This is a genomic window from Bradyrhizobium sp. ISRA464, assembly GCF_029910095.1.
Lineage (GTDB): Bacteria > Pseudomonadota > Alphaproteobacteria > Rhizobiales > Xanthobacteraceae > Bradyrhizobium.
Window position 1 is genome coordinate 3,050,430 of record NZ_CP094526.1, and the last position, 16,314, is coordinate 3,066,743.

Genomic DNA, 16,314 nt, shown 5'->3' on the forward strand with positions numbered 1-16,314 from the left:
GATGGCCGAGGATACCGAAGACAAAACAGAAGACCCTACGCAAAAACGTCTCGATGAGGCGCTGGAAAAGGGCGACGTCGTCAAGAGCCAGGAGGTCAACACCTGGTTCGTGATCGCAGGCGCGACGCTGGTGCTGTCGACCTTTTCGGGCTCGATCGGCGGCGGCATCCTGATGCCATTGCGCAACCTGATCGCCAATTCATGGATGATCCGCACCGACGGTGCCGGTCTCCTCCAGCTCACCCAATCGCTCGGCTATGCCGTGGTTGCCGCGATCGGCGTGCCGTTCCTGATGCTGGCGCTGGCGGCGATCGCGGGCAACATGGTCCAGCACCGCCTGGTGTGGTCGGGTGAGCAGCTCAAGCCCAAGCTCTCCAAAATATCGCCGGGCGCCGGCCTGGAACGGTTGTTCGGCAAGCAGGCGGTGGCGAACTTCCTCAAGGGCGTGCTCAAGCTGATCGCGCTCGGCGCCGTCATGGTCGCCGTGCTGTGGCCCGATCGTTTCCGCATGGAAGCGCTCCTGCATGTCGAGCCGGCCGAGCTCTTGCCCGCCGTCGTCAGCATCACGGTGCACCTGATGGCCGCGGTGGTGGCGATCCTCGCGGCGGTCGCGATCGGCGATTACTTCTTCCAGTACCGGACCTGGTACGAGCGCCACAAGATGTCGCTGCAGGAGATGAAGGAGGAGTTCAAGCAGTCCGAAGGCGACCCGCACGTCAAGGGCAAGATCAAGCAGTTGCGGGTCCAGCGCGCCAAGAAGCGCATGATGGCCCAGGTTCCCAAGGCCTCAGTGATCATCACCAACCCGACCCACTTCTCGGTGGCGCTGGCCTACGACCGCAGCATGTCGGCGCCGGTCTGCGTCGCCAAGGGCGTCGACAATCTGGCCTTCAGGATCAGGGAGATCGCCAAGGAGCACGACATTCCGATCGTGGAGAACGTGCCGCTCGCCCGCGCGCTCTATGCCACCGTCGAGGTCGACCGGGAGATCCCGGTCGAGCACTATCACGCGGTCGCCGAAATCATCGGCTACGTGATGCGGCTGAGGCGCGGGTTGTCCGGCCTGCGGTCGTAAAAGCCGGCTGTTATCCGCTTGAAATGCGCGTAACTTGCGAAATTGCCGCCTGATGGACTTGGTTTTAGGGTCCGATTCAGGCACTCAGGGAGCAGGCGTCCGGGTCCGGACGCCCTCTCGATGCAGACGAGCCATGTCTCTCCAGATGACTGCCGATTCCAACGATCATCCCGCGACCGAGCCGTTCGTGGCCCATGGACCGGTGCGGCGGGGCGGCAGCATCCTGCTGGTGCTGCTGATCGCCGCGGGTATCGTCGCGGTGGCGGTCTGGCTCATGACCATCGGCCGCAACCAGGCGCAGCCCTATATCCTCGGCCTGCTGGCGCTGCTCGCGACGTTCGGGCTGTTCAACCTGTTCGCCTTTGCCGCCGGCATCATCCGCTTCTCTGACCGCGCCACCGACGATCCCGTGATGGGGCGCATCGCCGACCATGCGCAGGAGGGACTCGTCGTCACCGACTCCCGCGGCCACGTGGTCTATTCCAACGCGGCCTATCTCGCGCTGACCGGCGCGGCCGGGCCGCAGGACGTCCGTCCCGTCGAGCGCGTCTTCATCGGCAATCCCGACGTCTCGGAAGCGGTGTTCCGCCTGTTGAAGGCGGCGCGCGAGGGCAAGCGGCAGCAGGAGGAAGTCCGGATCGCCGGTCATGACGGCAGCCAGGGCCGCTGGCTGCGGCTGCGGGTCCGCCCGCTCGGCCAGGGCAAGCGCGACGGGAAATATGCGGTGTGGTCGATCGCCGACATCACACGCGACCGCGAGCGACAGGAGGACGTGTTCCAGGAGCTGCGGCATGCGATCGAATATCTCGATCATGCGCCCTGCGGCTTCTTCTCGGTCAATCCGGCCGGCGAGATCGCCTATGTCAACGCGACGCTGGCGAACTGGCTCGACTACGACCTCGCTGAGATCGGTTCGGGCGGCCTGAAGCTGACCGACATCGTCTCCGGCGATGGCGCGGCGCTGTTGACCTCGATCGTGCCGGTGCCGGGCGAGGTCAAGACCGAGGTGTTCGACATCGACCTGCGGATGCGCGGCGGCAGGACCGTGCCGGTGCGGCTCTATCACAAGCTCGCCTTCGGCGCCGATGGCGCGCCGGGCGCCTCGCGCACGCTGGTGATCAGCCGTGCCCGCGACGAGCATTCCGATCCGGAGCGCGCCGCCGAGGTGCGCTTCATGCGCTTCTTCGACCAGACGCCGATGGCGATCGCGACCGTCGATCGCGGCGGCAACGTGGTCGGCGCCAATGCACGCTATGCCAAGCTCGCGCAAGGTCTGAACGGCGAAGGCGGCACGGCCAAGTCGATCTTCCGCGCGGTCAATTCGCGCGACCGCGGTCTCCTGATCGCTGCGATCAACCATGCGGCCGAGGGCCAGGGCGACATCCCTCCGGTCGAGGTGATGCTCGACGGGCCCAAGGAGCGCTTCGCGCAGTTCTTCGTCACCGCCGTCGAGAAGAAGGACGAGCGCGACGCCGAGACCGCGATCGTCTACATGCTCGAAACCACCGAGCGGCGCACGCTGGAAAACCAGATCAACCAGTCGCAGAAGATGGAGATGGTCGGCCAGCTTGCCGGCGGCATCGCGCATGACTTCAACAACGTGCTGTCAGCCATCATGATGGCGAACGACTTCCTGCTGAACGCGCACAAGCCGACCGATCCGTCGTTCCAGGACATCATGCAGATCAAGCAGAACGCCACCCGCGCCGCGACTCTGGTGCGGCAACTGCTGGCATTCTCGCGCCGTCAGACGCTGCGGCCGCAGGTGCTTGATCTCGGCGATGCGCTCAGCGACCTGACCATGCTGCTGCGCCGGCTGATCGGCGAGAAGGTCAAGCTCGACCTGGTGCACGGCCGCGACCTGTGGCCGGTCAAGGTCGACGTCTCCCAGTTCGAGCAGGTGATTGTCAACCTCGCGGTGAACGCGCGCGACGCGATGCCCGACGGCGGCAAGCTGATCGTGCGGACCGCCAACGTGCCGACCGCGGAAGCCGCGCAGCTCGCCAACAAGGGCATGCCGGCCGCGGACTATGTGAAGATCGAGATTTCGGACACCGGCACCGGCATCCCGCCCGAGATCATCGACAAGATCTTCGAGCCGTTCTTCTCCACCAAGGATGTCGGCAAGGGCACCGGCCTCGGCCTCTCCACGGTCTATGGCATCGTCAAGCAGACCGGCGGTTTCGTCTATGTGGATTCCAGGCCGGGCGAGGGCACCACGTTCCGGATCTACCTGCCGCGGCACTGGCCCGAGCAGGAGGTCGTACCCGAAGCCCACGCCGGCAACGGTGCGGCGAAGGATCCAGCCGTCGCAGCCGAAGCCGCCAAGCCGAAACCCGATCTCACCGGGCAGGGCACCATCCTGCTCGTGGAGGACGAAGACGGATTGCGCTCGCTGAACGCGCGCGGCCTGCGCTCACGCGGCTACAGCGTGATCGAGGCCGCGAACGGCGTCGAGGCGATGGAGGCTTTCGACGAGAAGAACGGCGAGGTCGATCTCGTCGTCTCCGACGTGGTGATGCCGGAGATGGATGGGCCGACGCTGCTCAAGGAGATGCGCAGCCGCAATCCGAGCCTGAAGATCATCTTCGTCTCGGGCTATGCGGAGGATGCGTTCGAGAAGAGCCTGCCCGAGAACCAGCAATTCGCCTTCCTGCCCAAGCCGTTCACGCTGACCCAGCTGGTCGCCGCGGTGAAGGAAACCATGACGCTCCAATAGGATGCGCTGTTGCATCCACAAGGATCAAAGTGTCACATCTCCGCGACTGAGGGCCGCAGCTGCGGTTCCCGTTTGCCGCTTCACTTTTATCTATCGCTGCCCATCTTTAGGGCGCGTCCCCATGCCGGGGAACCTTTGAGGAAACCAACATGAATTTCTCGCAACGCACCGGTGGAATAGTTCGGGCGATCGCCGTCGCGATGGCGTTGGCGTTGCCTGTCGTGATGACCGTTTCGGCGGCCGACGCACGCGTCGGCGGCGGAGGCTCGCGCGGCTCGCGCACCTTCTCCGCGCCGCCTAGCACCAATACGGCGCCGGGCTCGGTCGCGCCGATGAACCGTACCTTCAGCCAGCCTGGCAGTCCCAACATGGGCGCGCCGGCGACGAATTCGGGCGGCCTGTTCGGCCGTCCGGGCATGGGCCGCAGCTTGCTCGGTGGATTGGCCGCCGGCTTCCTCGGCGCCGGCCTGTTCGGCATGCTGTTCGGCGGCGGCCTGTTCTCCGGTCTCGGCGGCCTGTCGTCGATCCTCGGCCTGCTGCTGCAGATCGGCCTGATCGTGCTCGTGGTGCGGCTGGCGATGTCGTGGTGGCAGCGCCGCAATGCGCCGGCCTATGCCGGCGGTCCTGCCGCCGGCGCCGGCCCGCAGCCGAACTACCGCTCCGGTTTCGGCTTCGGCCTCGGTGGCGCCTCGAGCGCACCTGTCGAGATCGCGCCGGCCGACTATGAGACCTTCGAGCGGCTGCTCGGCGAGATCCAGACCGCGTGGTCGAACGAGGACATCGCGAAGCTGCATACGCTGGCGACGCCCGAGATGGTGTCGTACTTCTCGAAGGATCTCGAGGAGAACAAGGCCCGCAATGTCACCAACAAGGTGACCAATGTGAAGCTGCTGCAGGGTGACCTCGCGGAAGCCTGGCGCGAAGGCGACAGCGAATATGCGACGGTCGCGATGCGCTACTCGCTGGTCGACACCATGCTCGATCGCGGCACCGGGCGCGTGGTTGACGGCAGCGAGCAGCCGGAGGAGGTCACGGAGGTCTGGACCTTCCTGCGCCAGCGCGGCGGCCCCTGGGAGCTTTCGGCGATCCAGCAGACCAACTGATCGATTGCCGGTCCTGACGATGCAAGGCGCCGCGGCTCAAATCCGCGGCGCCTTTGTTTTGCGCGCGCTTCACGAGCGCGTCGCGCCATCGGAATATCCGGCGCCGCGGCGGGTTGATGTCAGCGAACCACAACAACCATTGGAGGATGAAATGAACGTCGTTGCGCGGATTGCCATTCCCGCCTGTCTTGCGCTTGTCGTGGTTGCCGCGCCGCCGGCGCTGGCCCAGTCAGCCGACGCCAGCTTCTTTGTGACCAGCAGGGGCATCGGCAATGGCGGCAATCTCGGCGGACTGGCCGACGCCGACAATCACTGCCAGACGCTGGCGCAGGCCGCGGGCTTTGGAGCGCCGAAGACGTGGCGCGCCTATCTCTCGACGCAGGCGGCCGACGGAAAGCCCGCGGTGAATGCGCGCGACCGCATCGGCAAGGGGCCGTGGAAGAACGTCAAGGGCGTCGTGATTGCGAAAGACGTCGCCGACCTGCACAGCGCCAACAACAATCTCACCAAGCAGACTGCCCTGTCCGAGAAGGGCGAGGTCATCAATGGTGTCGGCGATACGCCGAACCGCCATGACGTGCTGACGGGATCGCAGGCGGACGGCACCGCGTTTCCTGCCGGAGAGGACCGCACCTGCAAGAACTGGACAAGCAGCACGCGAGGTGCCGCCATGGTCGGGCATCTCGACCGCAAGGGCTTGCGCGACGACGAGCCGTCAAAATCCTGGAACATGTCGCATCCCTCGCGCGGTCCCGACGGCGGCTGCTCGCAGGCCGACCTGAAGAGCACCGGCGGCGACGGCCTGTTGTACTGCTTCGCGGCGAACTGATCCCGGATTGGTGCGTTGACGCCTGCGATAGCGCGCCGCAGATTGCGGGGCGCTACCGCAGGTCGAGGCTTCTGTTCACGCGCCCAAGGGCCATCCCAAGGATCGTCCATGCATTATCAACTCTACTACTGGCCTTTCATCCAGGGCCGCGGCGAATATGTCCGGCTCGCGCTGGAGGATGCAGGTGCCGGCTACACCGACGTCGCGCGCGACAAGGGCGGCACGGGCGCGATGATGAAGATGATGGAGGGCCACAAGGGCACGCCGCCGTTTGCGCCGCCGTTTCTCAAGGCCGGCAGTCTCGTGATCGGGCAGACCGCCAACATCCTGCTCTATCTCGGTGCGCGCCACGGCCTGGCGCCGAAGGCCGAGGCGGGAAAGCTGTGGGTGCACCAGCTCCAGCTCACGATCGCCGATTTCGTGCTGGAGATTCACGACACCCATCATCCGCTCGGGCCGTCGCTCTATTACGAGGACCAGAAGGCGCCGGCGAAGAAGCGCACCGAGGAGTTCTGGAAATCGCGCGTGCCGAAATATCTCGGTTACTTCGAGGATCTGGTGCAAGCCAATGGTGGCGCCTTCGTCACTGGCCGCCGTGTGACCTATGCCGATCTCTCGCTATTCCAGATCATCGAAGGCTTGCGCTATGCGTTTCCGAAGCGGATGGCGGCGTTCGAGAAGAACATTCCGCGCCTCGTCGCATTGCGTGACCGCGTCACCGAGCGACCGAATATCAAGACTTATCTTGCGAGCAAGCGGCGGATTGCATTCAACGAGGACGGGATCTTCCGGCGCTACAAGGCGCTGGATTTGTGATCGCCAGCGAGCGGCCTCGTTGCGATCGTCATGGCCGGGCTTGACTACGTCTTTGTTGCCGGAAAGATGGATGCCCGGGTCAAGCCCGGGCGCGACGGAGTGAGAGGGGAGCCCGCTATCGGCTCCGCCCATCCACGGGCGTCATCGCGATTTTCGACAGGTCGATGCCGTCGATGCAACTCACATTCACGGCCACCACGTCGCTGCCGTCGGGCTTCTTGCCGCGCGCGAACACGTCGACGCCGCAATCGATGCAGAGCTGGTGGCGGATCACGTGGCGGTTGAAGAGATATTCCTTCAAATTCTCGCCGCCCGCACGGAGCTGGAAGCTCGACGGCGCCAGGAAAACGAAGTGCAGGCCCTTCTTGGTGCAGATCGAGCAGTTGCAGGCGGTGACGACAGCCATGTCGGTGGTGCATTCGAAACGAACCTGGCCGCAATGGCAGCCGCCCGTATAGGTTTTGCTGTCAGGCATGACGTGTCCTCACCAGAGCCCCGGGACCAGACGATAACGCACCCGCGTCGCATAGTCGGCGTAGCCGGGCAGTCCCGCCGCCAGCGTGCGCTCCTCGATGCGCGTGCGAACCGCGAACATCAGAAAGAACACCGGCACGAAGGCAAGGCCCCACCATGAGGCGAGCATGAGCGGCACGCCGATGAAGAACAGCATGATGCTTGCATACATTGGATGCCGCACCAGGGCATAGGGACCGGTCGAGATCACACGATGATCGCGCTCGGCCTGCACCTTCACCACCGGCGCGGCGAAGGAGTTGGTGCGGAACACCCAGAGGATCAGGACCATCGAGATCAGGTACAGGACGAGGCCGAGCAGCATCAGCGGGGTGCCGGCCTTGGCGCCGTCGAACCGCCGATCCAGCCCCATCGCGACCAGCCAGATCACGACAAGAATGACAAGCACCAGCATGAAGTACTTGTCCGCGGCGGGCTGCTCCTCGCGCCCCATCAGGCGCATGCGTTCGGCAAGCAGCCCGGGATCGACCCTGGCAAGCCAAACGCCGCCGGCCGGACCGAGCACGGCGGAGGCGATGAGATAGGCCCACGCGCCGGGCCATTGCAGCGTGCCGGCAGACGCGAACAGCAGCGCGCCCATGCCGATGACGAAGGCGGTATTTTGCAGGAGGAGCTTGGCGATCATTGGCGGCTCCGTGCGACTCCTGAAAGGGAAAACAGATCATCGCATGTTTTCCGACGAACGTGCGACGGCAGCCATCAACTTTCCGATCGTCCGCGCCATTGACACATGTATAAGTGTCAACTTATATATCAGCATGACCAGCACGATGCAGCTCACCAATGTGTTGAAGACCCTCGCGGACCCGACGCGGCGCGCGGTATTCGAGCAAATCGCGCAGGAGGGTGAGATCGCCGCGACCGGACTGGTGCGCGGCTCAAAAGTGTCGCAACCGGCGGTGTCGCAGCATCTGCGCGCGCTGCGCGACGCCGGTCTCGTCGCCGAGCGGCGCGACGGACGGCACATCCACTATCGCGTGGCGCCCAAGGGGCTCGGCCCGCTGATCGACTGGCTCGGCCACTACCAGACGTTCTGGGCCGAACGGTTCGCGAACCTCGAGAAACTTCTGAAGGAGACCGAGTGATGAGTGAGAAGCATGCGATCACGGTCGAGAAGGTGCTGCCCTATACGGCGGAGAAGATCTGGCGGACGCTGACGACGAGCGAGACGATCGCGAAGTGGCTGATGCCGAACGATTTCGTCGCCGCCGTCGGCCACAAATTCTATTTCCGCACCACGCCGCTGGGCGACTGGGACGGCATCGTGCATTGCGAGGTGCTCGACTGCGATCCGCCGCACCTGTTGCGCTATTCCTGGAAGGGCGGCGCCGACAGCAATCCCGCCTACGGCTCGAAGCTCGACTCGGTCGTGACCTGGACGCTGACGCCGGTCGAGGGCGGCACCCATCTGCGCATGGTGCATGACGGCTTCGTCTTCCCGGGCAACCAGATTGCCTTCGACATGATGAGCCCGGGTTGGGGCAGGGTGCTCGACGGCATCGCGCGCGTCACCGGCGAAGCCGGAGGCTAGGGCAGCTTCGGTTCTGATTGAATCAGAACCGCGCTGATCACTCGTTCCTGCCGCGCCGGATCGTGATCGACGCCTCAGTCCTGGAGCGTGTGCATTCCATGTTGAGCCGCTTGTAGCGCATCGTGATCTTGTCGCCGCGCAGCAGCCCCATGCGCTTCAGGCAGCGCGAGGTGCCGGTCATGGTGTCATCCTTCGGCACGGTGAACACCAGCGCCGTGGCGGAGCCGACCAGGTTGAAGAACTGCGGCTTCATCTTGCGGTCGGTCTTGGCGTAGAGCTCCGTCGAATAGTCCTTGCCGCGGCAGCCGAGCGACAATTCCTTCGCCGCTGGATGCGTCAGGTAGGTGACGTTGCCGGCGCTGAAATTGACCTTCAGCCCTTCGATCTGGCCTGCGAGCTGCTTTGCGATATCCTCGCAAGGATCGGCATGCGCCGGCGCCGTGACGAAGGCTGCGGCCAACGTCAGCAGCGCAACTGACAGGGTGGAGCGAATATCGAACGGCAAGCGTCGGCGCGATCGTCCGGTCATGAATACCCCCGCGGCATGAAATGCGCGAAGGTTCATGCAGGCTCCCGCGGATCGCGTCAATACGCCGTCAACCTCCGGTATGGGGCGGACCAGCGCGTCACGAGGTGCACTTGCCCTCATGTGCCTTGGAAGTCCCGGCGGTCATGCGCTCGCAATCATTGCCATAGGTCTTGCCGTCGCAGCCGCAGACGGGGCGGAAGATCTTGTTGCAGAACCTCGGCTTGCGCGTGCAGATGCCGGTCTGGTCGGAGCGGCCGCACGTTCCGGACCTGAACTGGCAGAACTGGTCGGGGCGGCATTGCAGGCCGGCGAGGCCGCCGCAGCGTTGGCCGAGGATTGCCGCATTGGCGCCTGTCGCCATCGGGACCAGCAGCGCGAGCGCCGCGAACGAGACGAAAAGTCCTGCCTTCATGATGCCTCCCTTGACCGATTTCTGGCGTGCTCGCGATACGGCAACCAGAGATTACATGTCCGTGGAGAATACCATATGGATTGCCGTTCCCCGCGCATGGCTGGGGGCAGCCGGCTTCCCTTTCCTTTGTCGGAAAAATGCTTAGAACGGCTCTATGTTGCCGCAGGCCCTCATGGCCGATGCGGCCTTTCGAACCGACGAGCAGCCCAAAGAGCAGCCCATGAACGCCCCCACCGCCTTTCCCGACCAGCAGAAGCCCGTTCCGCCCTACAAGCACACGCCCCTGTTCCCGCTTGGCGCGGATACCACGCCCTACAAGAAGGTCACGAGCGAGGGCGTGCGGGTCGAGAAAGTCTTGGGCAAGGACATGCTGGTGGTGTCGCGCGAGGCGCTGCGGGCGCTCTCGGAAGCGGCCTTCGGCGAGATCAACCATTACCTGCGTCCGGGCCACCTGAAGCAACTCCGCTCGATCCTCGAAGACAAGGAAGCCAGCGACAACGACAAGTTCGTCGCCTTCGACTTCCTGAAGAATGCCAATATCGCCGCCGGCGGCGTGCTGCCGATGTGCCAGGACACCGGCACCGCGATCATCATGGGCAAGAAGGGCTGCAACGTCATCACCGATGGCGACGACGAGGCTGCGCTCTCCGAAGGCGCGCGCGACGCCTATCTGCGCCGCAATCTGCGCTACTCGCAGGTGGCTCCCTTGTCGATGTATGAGGAAAAGAACACCGCCAACAACATGCCGGCGCAGTGCGAGATCTACGCCGAGGGTGACGACGCCTACAAGTTCATGTTCATGGCGAAGGGCGGCGGAAGCGCCAACAAGAGCTTCCTGTTCCAGGCGACGCCCTCGGTGCTGACCAAGGACCGGCTGCTTGCGTTCCTGAAGGAGAAGGTGCTGACGCTGGGCACCGCGGCATGCCCGCCCTATCACCTCGCGATCGTGATCGGCGGCACCTCGGCCGAGCTCTGCATGAAGACGGTGAAGCTTGCCTCCGCGCGCTATCTCGACGCGCTGCCGACCCACGGCTCGGCCGACGGCAACGCGTTCCGCGATCTCGAGATGGAGCAGGAAATCCTCAAGATGACGCAGAGCCTGGGGGTCGGCGCGCAGTTCGGCGGCAAGTATTTCTGCCACGACGTGCGCGTGATCCGCATGCCGCGCCATGGCGCGTCGCTGCCGATCGGGCTCGGTGTGTCCTGCTCGGCCGATCGCCAGGTGCTCGGCAAGATCACCAAGGACGGCGTCTATCTCGAGGAGCTCGAGCACAACCCGGCGCAGTATCTGCCGGCGGTCGAGCAGTCGCTCGGCGGCGAGGTGGTCAAGATCGACCTCAACACGCCGATGAAGGAGATTCTGGCGACGCTGTCGCAATATCCGATCAAGACCCGGGTCTCGATGACCGGCACCATGATCGTGGCCCGCGACGCCGCGCACGCCAAGCTGCGCGAGCGGCTGGAGAAGGGCGAGCCGCTGCCGGATTATTTCAAGAACCATCCGGTCTATTACGCCGGTCCCGCCAAGACGCCCGACGGCTACGCCTCCGGCGCGTTCGGCCCGACCACGGCGGGGCGCATGGATTCCTTCGTCGACCAGTTCCAGGCCGCGGGCGGATCGATGGTGATGGTCGCCAAGGGCAACCGTGCGGTCGCGGTGCGCGAGGCCTGCAAGAAGCATGGCGGCTTCTATCTCGGCTCGATCGGCGGTGCTGCGGCGAACCTCGCCGAGCACTGCATCAAGAAGGTCGAGGTGCTCGAATATCCCGAACTCGGCATGGAGGCGATCTGGCGCATCGAGGTCGTCGACTTCCCGGCCTTCATCATCATCGATGACAAGGGCAACGACTTCTTCAAGGAATTGAACCTGGGTTGAGGGTAACAGGCCTCGACGGGTTCTCCATGGGCTGGGTCGCCGTCACGATCGACGGCGACCGGCAGACGATCTCCTTCCACGCTAATATCGCGGACGCGCTGGCCGCTCCGTTCGATCGTGCCGGCATCGATATTCCGATCGGCATGACCAACGACGGGGTGCGCGATTGCGACCTGCTTGCGCGCGACCGGCTGCGGCCGCACGGCTCCCGCGTGTTCACCGGTGCGCGGCGCTGGCTGTGGCAGGAGTTTCGCGATCCCGACAAGGCAAATGAGGACGCGTTGCGCCGTGGGCAGGCGCGGGTCTCGCGTCAGCTTTGGCACATCGGGATCAAGATCATGGAGGTCGACGCCTTCATGCGCGCAGACCGCACGCGCGACATCCGCGAAGTGCATCCCGAACTGGTGTTCCTGCGGTTGAATGGCGGCAAGCCGCTGGCGCCGAAGAAGTCGGAGGAGGGCGATGCCCTCCGCCGCAGGCTGCTCAAGCGGAGCGGCTTTCGCGAGATCGATCGCTGGCTGACCAAGACGCGGATCGGCACCGGCGCGAAGCGCGACGACGTGCTGGATGCTTGTGCCGTTGCGCTGGCCGCATGTGAGCCTCATGGCTGCATTCCCGAAGGGACGCCGCTAAGCGACGCGTGCGGGTTGCCGATGCAGATCTGGTTCTAGCGCCGGCGCTATAGTCCGTCGGCAACGATCCGGCCGAGCACGCGCCCGATACAATTAGGGCCGCGTTGGTGATCGGCGCGGCCCTAATGCGTGACGGAGTGTCCCTCCGCCCATCGGATGACTCAGGCGCGCGTGCCTGTGAAGGGGAAGCTGCCCATCGGGCCGATGCCCATCTCGCCGGAGATGCTGTCGCCCGCGACCTTGCCGCTGAAGTCGAGCGTGAGCGGCATCGGATTGGTGATCGAGACCTTCCAGGCGACGTCGTCACCGTTCACGGTGCCGTCGAAGATTTCGGTGGAATTGCCCTCGGCGCCCTGCGTGCCCGTGAGCGTGCCGCCGGAGGCCTTCAGCGACAGGGTCGCCTTGCGCTCGCCCATCGGCGTCGTCATGGTGAGATCCCAGTTTCCGTCCACCGCCATTTATGTCTCCCCTCGAGGTGAAAGCGTGCGGGGCGGTATAACCCATCTCGCCGCGCAAACCTAACGCTTTGAGCCTGCGGCGATCAGGCGCGGGCGGCGGCGCGCAGCCGGTTCGTGATCAGGATGCGGAAGGCGAGGTACTGGATCGCGAAGGCGGTGATCTTGGCGCCGGCTGCGACCACGGTCACATAGGTCGCCCACAGCCTGACGTCGCCGGTCGCCGCAACGGCGATCGTGCCCGCGCCGAGGGCGAACATCAGCACAGCCCAGGCATAGCCTGCGACCGTGACATATTCCGGGATCACCTCGGTCACTCGCGGCGGCATGTAGCGCAGCATCCAGCCGCGCTTGAGCATGATGGCGCCGATCGCGAAATGCGCAATGGCGGGCTTGGCGAGCACGAAGCGGGGATCGTGGGTCAGCAGCGTCGCCGTGCCGAGCACGATGACGAGCGCGAGGCTGGCCCAGGTCATGAAGCCCAGCGCCTCACCCTTGATCCGCGAATAGACCGCCCGCGCGATCGCGCCTGCGATCGCAACGCCGGTGGCGAGCAGCACATTATCGGTGGTGAGGTAGACCACCAGAAACACGATGGTGGAGAGAAAATCGCTCGCGAGCTTGGCCAATACGCTCTTCATCGTCGTGTCTTCCGTTCCTCTGGCGCTTGATCGTTGTGGCGGTGCGGTTGTTCTATCGCGTGGCGTCGGTTCTGGGTCAGCCAGAACCGAAAGGCCTAGGGCGAGGGCAGGGCGTTGGCCGGCGGCGCCCCGTACCTAGCCTTGCGATACTCCGGATACCATTTGGTGAAATAGATCGCGCTGTTGCGGGCGGCGAAGGCGATCAAGAGGCCCGACCACAGCGGCAAACCGGGCACGTAGAGCACGGCAATGTCGCCGATCGCCATTAGCAGGAATGCGACGGTCCAGGCCCAGGTGAGCAGGTAGTTGGTGTGCACGAAGCCGGGATACTGCATGGTCTGCGCGTCGACCATTTCCCGCGCATATTGCAGCGTGAAGGGGTGGCGGAAGACGATCGACAGCAACGCCACCGACAGCAGGCCGGCGTTGACGGCGAAACTCACCGCGTTGTTGCTGAGCGTCGCATCGACAAAGGTGAGATAGCAGCCGATCGCGGTGAACACGGTCACCGAGCCGACGGTGAGGATCTTGATGCTGCGGCCGCGCGCGATGTCGAGCGCGATTACGGCGAGGCAGATCAGGGCGGCGCAGAGCAGGCTCACGGTGGCCGATGCCAGCAGCGACAGCAAGGCGAGGGCGCCGTAGGGGGCGAGGATCAGGAAGATCGTCATGAGCAGCCTCGAAGGCTAATCTTTACATCGTAAAGATACTAGGAGTCAACCGCAAGGTCGTCAAGTGAAATCTTTACAGTGTCAAAATCATAAAGGGGCGCAAATAGGCGAGGAGATCAGCGGCTTGACAGCAATAATCCTGACGGCGCGTCGCGCGCCGCCCGGAATGTCTGATGTCGCGACGGTCCAAAAGCGACGAACGAGGAGGCTATTCCGCCCCGACCCAGTTGCCGTGGAATCCGTCAGGCACGCGATGGCCGAGATGCACCAGCGCCGTCGGGCCGGCTTCGACATCGGTCGCGTTGAAGACGGCGAGGTCGCTGCGGTTCTCGCGCGCGCGCCACACCACGGCGAGCAGCCAGCCGTCGCCTTCGGCAGCATCAGGGCCGCGTTCGACGAAGATCGGCTCGGAGATGGTATCGCCGGCGGGCAGCAGGTAGTGACCGAGCCGCTTACCCTTGCCGTCGACATGCACGATGCCGGACAGCGCGCCGAACATCGGCAGATCCGGGTTGGCGCAGGCGTACCAGCCGTGATTGCTCGAAAGCCCGGCGCGGCGATCGTCGATGCGGGGGAATTCGCCGGTGAGATCGTCGAGATAGGTCTGCGTGAAGCGGTCAGTATCGCCGGCAAGATCGAAGGTCCAGCGGCAATAGCGTGCGCGGTTCTTCTTCGGGTCGGTCGGCGAGCCGTCGGGATGGTCGAACAGCGGCGCTTCCTCGAACTGCATCACGTCGGCGATGATGCGGTTGCCGTCTTCCCACGCATTCATGACGTGGAAGACGTAGCAGGTCTCGGCACGGTACCAGACGATGTCCTTCGAGGAGCCGCTGCGCTTCATCACGCCGACATAGGCGCCTTTCTCCGGCTCCCAGGCATAGGGCGCCTGTCCGCGCATGGCGCGCTGCATGCTGCCGGTGATGGGCAGGATCGGAAACAGCACGTGGTTCTCGGTGACGATGAAGTCGTGCACCATGCTGGCATAGGGCGCTTCGAAACGCTCGATCCGCGTCACCACGCCGGACGAATTGACCGCTCCGTACGACAGCGCCGGCGTGAGCGGACCTGCGGCGTTGTAGCCGAAGAACACCAGTTCGCCGGTTAAGGGATCGATCTTGGGATGCGCGGTGAAGGGACCCGTGATCGCGCCCTTGTAGTCGCAATAGCCAAGGCGATTGAGCGTGCCGGGCTCGATCTCGGTCGGCAGATGGCCTTCCTCGAGCGCGAGCAGGCGGCCGGCGTGGAAGATGATGTTGGTGTTGGCGACGCCGCCGTCGGTCGTCGTGGCGGCGGGCGTGTCCGCGAGCTTGCGGCCGAAGCCGCCGAACAACGCGCGGCCGGCGTCGTGCTCGGCCTGCCATTTCGGAGTGCGGACCCAGCGGTTGCGGTAGCTGGCGCGGCCATTCTCGAGATGGAAGGCGTGCAGCATGCCGTCGCCGACGAACCAATGCGCGCCCGGCGCCTCGAACTGCGGGTTGGGACCGTTGCGATAGAACGTGCCGTTCAGCTCGCGCGGCAGTTCGCCCGTGATCTTCAGGAAGGGGGCGTCGGCTTCAAAGGGAATCGGTGCCAGATTGGTCCGCGCCGTGTTTGACGTCAGCTGTTCGAGCATCTTACGCCTCCTCCATTTTTATCTTTACATTGTAAAGATATTGGTAGGTGCAGGGCACACGACCGTCAAGCAAAATCTTTACACTGTCAAAATCGCGTCATATAAGGAGGTCATGGCTAGATTGTCCAAGGAAAACAAGGCGAGCCGACCGGCGCCGACGCGCGCGCGGCGGGCCGCCCGCGTTGCGGCCGATCGTCCCGCTCCGCGGCGGCGTGCCGGCGACACGCCCTACCATCACGGCGACCTGCATGAGGCGCTGTTGAAGGCCGCCGAGCTGGTGCTCGAGCGCGATGGGCTTGCGGGCCTGACGCTCCGCGCGGTGGCGCGCGAGGCTGGCGTGTCGCACGCCGCGCCGACGCATCATTTCGGCGATCTCACCGGGCTCGTCAGCGAGCTCGCCGCGATCGGCTTCCGCCAGTTCAACGAGGCGATGATCGCGGCGGGCGCGACCGGCTCAACGCCGAACGAGAAGGGGCTGGCGCGCGCCAAGGCCTATATCGCCTACGCCCAGGCGCATCCCGGCATGTACGGGCTGATGTTCCGGACCGAGCGGCTCGACATGAAGCGGCCGTCGCTGCATGAGGCGGCGAATGCCTCGTTCGCTGGGCTCGCCGGCTCGATCGGCGAAAGCCGTCACGAGCAGATCCAGGAAAGGGCGTTGACGCTCGAGCAGGGCGCAGCGATCGTGCGCGCCTGGTCGCTGGTCCATGGCTTCACGATGCTGCTGCTCGACGGGCGGCTGACCGATGTGCTGAACCGGATGCCGCCAGGAAACACCGTCGAGATGCTGCTCGAGGCGATGCTGAAGGGGTCGATCAGCAAGCCACCGGGTTGTTAGCCAAAGCGCTTCCGAGCGAAAGCCTGTCCGGGACTTGATCC

General features: G+C 64.7%; 18 protein-coding genes. 10 read left to right on the top strand and 8 right to left on the bottom strand.

The features are described from left to right. Window position 1: 1 nt before the first annotated feature. From flhB to MTX19_RS14100, 5 genes are all read left to right on the top strand, one after another. Window positions 2-1,075: a flagellar biosynthesis protein FlhB gene (gene flhB, locus MTX19_RS14080; RefSeq protein ID WP_280984107.1), complete on the top strand. Its 1,074-nt coding sequence runs from the start codon at window positions 2-4 to the stop codon at window positions 1,073-1,075. Between the two features lie 145 nt (window positions 1,076-1,220). After that, the gene (locus tag MTX19_RS14085; protein ID WP_280986128.1) at window positions 1,221-3,794 is read left to right on the top strand and encodes an ATP-binding protein; all 2,574 of its coding nucleotides are present in this window, start codon (window positions 1,221-1,223) and stop codon (window positions 3,792-3,794) included. A gap of 149 nt (window positions 3,795-3,943) precedes the next feature. Beyond that, window positions 3,944-4,897 (top strand): TIM44-like domain-containing protein, encoded by a 954-nt coding sequence (locus tag MTX19_RS14090; protein WP_280984108.1) that lies wholly within the window; start codon window positions 3,944-3,946, stop codon window positions 4,895-4,897. Between the two features lie 151 nt (window positions 4,898-5,048). Next, a complete protein-coding gene (locus MTX19_RS14095) occupies window positions 5,049-5,726 on the top strand; it encodes a lectin (protein WP_280984109.1) in 678 nt (225 codons plus the stop codon). Window positions 5,727-5,834: 108 nt separating this feature from the next. Further along, a complete protein-coding gene (locus MTX19_RS14100; protein WP_280984110.1) occupies window positions 5,835-6,542 on the top strand; it encodes a glutathione S-transferase in 708 nt (235 codons plus the stop codon). 115 nt (window positions 6,543-6,657) lie between these two features. Here MTX19_RS14100 and MTX19_RS14105 read toward each other — a convergent pair whose 3' ends face one another. Continuing rightward, the gene (locus MTX19_RS14105; RefSeq protein WP_280984111.1) at window positions 6,658-7,017 is read right to left on the bottom strand and encodes a GFA family protein; all 360 of its coding nucleotides are present in this window, start codon (window positions 7,015-7,017) and stop codon (window positions 6,658-6,660) included. A gap of 9 nt (window positions 7,018-7,026) precedes the next feature. Continuing rightward, entirely contained in the window at window positions 7,027-7,701 is a 675-nt protein-coding gene (locus MTX19_RS14110) for an isoprenylcysteine carboxylmethyltransferase family protein (RefSeq protein WP_280984112.1), read from the bottom strand. A 133-nt stretch (window positions 7,702-7,834) separates the two neighbouring features. Here MTX19_RS14110 and MTX19_RS14115 point away from each other — a divergent pair, with 133 nt between their 5' ends. Together MTX19_RS14115 and MTX19_RS14120 are read left to right on the top strand one after the other, a co-directional pair. After that, a complete protein-coding gene (locus MTX19_RS14115) occupies window positions 7,835-8,161 on the top strand; it encodes a metalloregulator ArsR/SmtB family transcription factor (protein WP_280984785.1) in 327 nt (108 codons plus the stop codon). Further along, complete coding sequence (locus MTX19_RS14120; protein ID WP_280984113.1) at window positions 8,161-8,607, top strand: SRPBCC domain-containing protein; 447 nt, start codon at window positions 8,161-8,163, stop codon at window positions 8,605-8,607. Before MTX19_RS14115 ends, MTX19_RS14120 begins: the two co-directional genes overlap by 1 nt. A 37-nt stretch (window positions 8,608-8,644) precedes the next feature. On the opposite strand, the gene MTX19_RS14125 is transcribed toward MTX19_RS14120, so the two are convergent. After that, window positions 8,645-9,136 carry a hypothetical protein gene (locus MTX19_RS14125; RefSeq protein WP_280984786.1) on the bottom strand — a complete coding sequence of 164 codons (492 nt, stop codon included), beginning with the start codon at window positions 9,134-9,136 and terminating at the stop codon, window positions 8,645-8,647. Between the two features lie 97 nt (window positions 9,137-9,233). Next, window positions 9,234-9,548 carry a hypothetical protein gene (locus tag MTX19_RS14130; RefSeq protein WP_280984114.1) on the bottom strand — a complete coding sequence of 105 codons (315 nt, stop codon included), beginning with the start codon at window positions 9,546-9,548 and terminating at the stop codon, window positions 9,234-9,236. 220 nt (window positions 9,549-9,768) lie between these two features. Here MTX19_RS14130 and MTX19_RS14135 point away from each other — a divergent pair, with 220 nt between their 5' ends. Together MTX19_RS14135 and MTX19_RS14140 are read left to right on the top strand one after the other, a co-directional pair. Further along, complete coding sequence (locus MTX19_RS14135) at window positions 9,769-11,424, top strand: fumarate hydratase (RefSeq protein WP_280984115.1); 1,656 nt, start codon at window positions 9,769-9,771, stop codon at window positions 11,422-11,424. Then, window positions 11,421-12,095: a DUF429 domain-containing protein gene (locus MTX19_RS14140; RefSeq protein WP_280984116.1), complete on the top strand. Its 675-nt coding sequence runs from the start codon at window positions 11,421-11,423 to the stop codon at window positions 12,093-12,095. The genes MTX19_RS14135 and MTX19_RS14140 overlap by 4 nt, the downstream gene beginning before the upstream one ends. A gap of 122 nt (window positions 12,096-12,217) precedes the next feature. Here MTX19_RS14140 and MTX19_RS14145 read toward each other — a convergent pair whose 3' ends face one another. The 4 genes from MTX19_RS14145 to MTX19_RS14160 form a co-directional block, all read right to left on the bottom strand. Next, complete coding sequence (locus MTX19_RS14145; RefSeq protein WP_280984117.1) at window positions 12,218-12,514, bottom strand: hypothetical protein; 297 nt, start codon at window positions 12,512-12,514, stop codon at window positions 12,218-12,220. An 83-nt stretch (window positions 12,515-12,597) separates the two neighbouring features. Continuing rightward, a complete protein-coding gene (locus MTX19_RS14150; RefSeq protein ID WP_280984118.1) occupies window positions 12,598-13,152 on the bottom strand; it encodes a septation protein IspZ in 555 nt (184 codons plus the stop codon). A 95-nt stretch (window positions 13,153-13,247) separates the two neighbouring features. Then, on the bottom strand, window positions 13,248-13,823 hold the full coding sequence (locus tag MTX19_RS14155; protein ID WP_280984119.1) for a hypothetical protein: 576 nt from the start codon (window positions 13,821-13,823) through the stop codon (window positions 13,248-13,250). Window positions 13,824-14,031: 208 nt separating this feature from the next. Then, the gene (locus MTX19_RS14160) at window positions 14,032-15,435 is read right to left on the bottom strand and encodes a carotenoid oxygenase family protein (RefSeq protein ID WP_280984120.1); all 1,404 of its coding nucleotides are present in this window, start codon (window positions 15,433-15,435) and stop codon (window positions 14,032-14,034) included. Window positions 15,436-15,547: 112 nt separating this feature from the next. Here MTX19_RS14160 and MTX19_RS14165 point away from each other — a divergent pair, with 112 nt between their 5' ends. Beyond that, complete coding sequence (locus MTX19_RS14165) at window positions 15,548-16,273, top strand: TetR/AcrR family transcriptional regulator (RefSeq protein WP_280984121.1); 726 nt, start codon at window positions 15,548-15,550, stop codon at window positions 16,271-16,273. The last annotated feature ends 41 nt before the right edge of the window (window positions 16,274-16,314 follow it).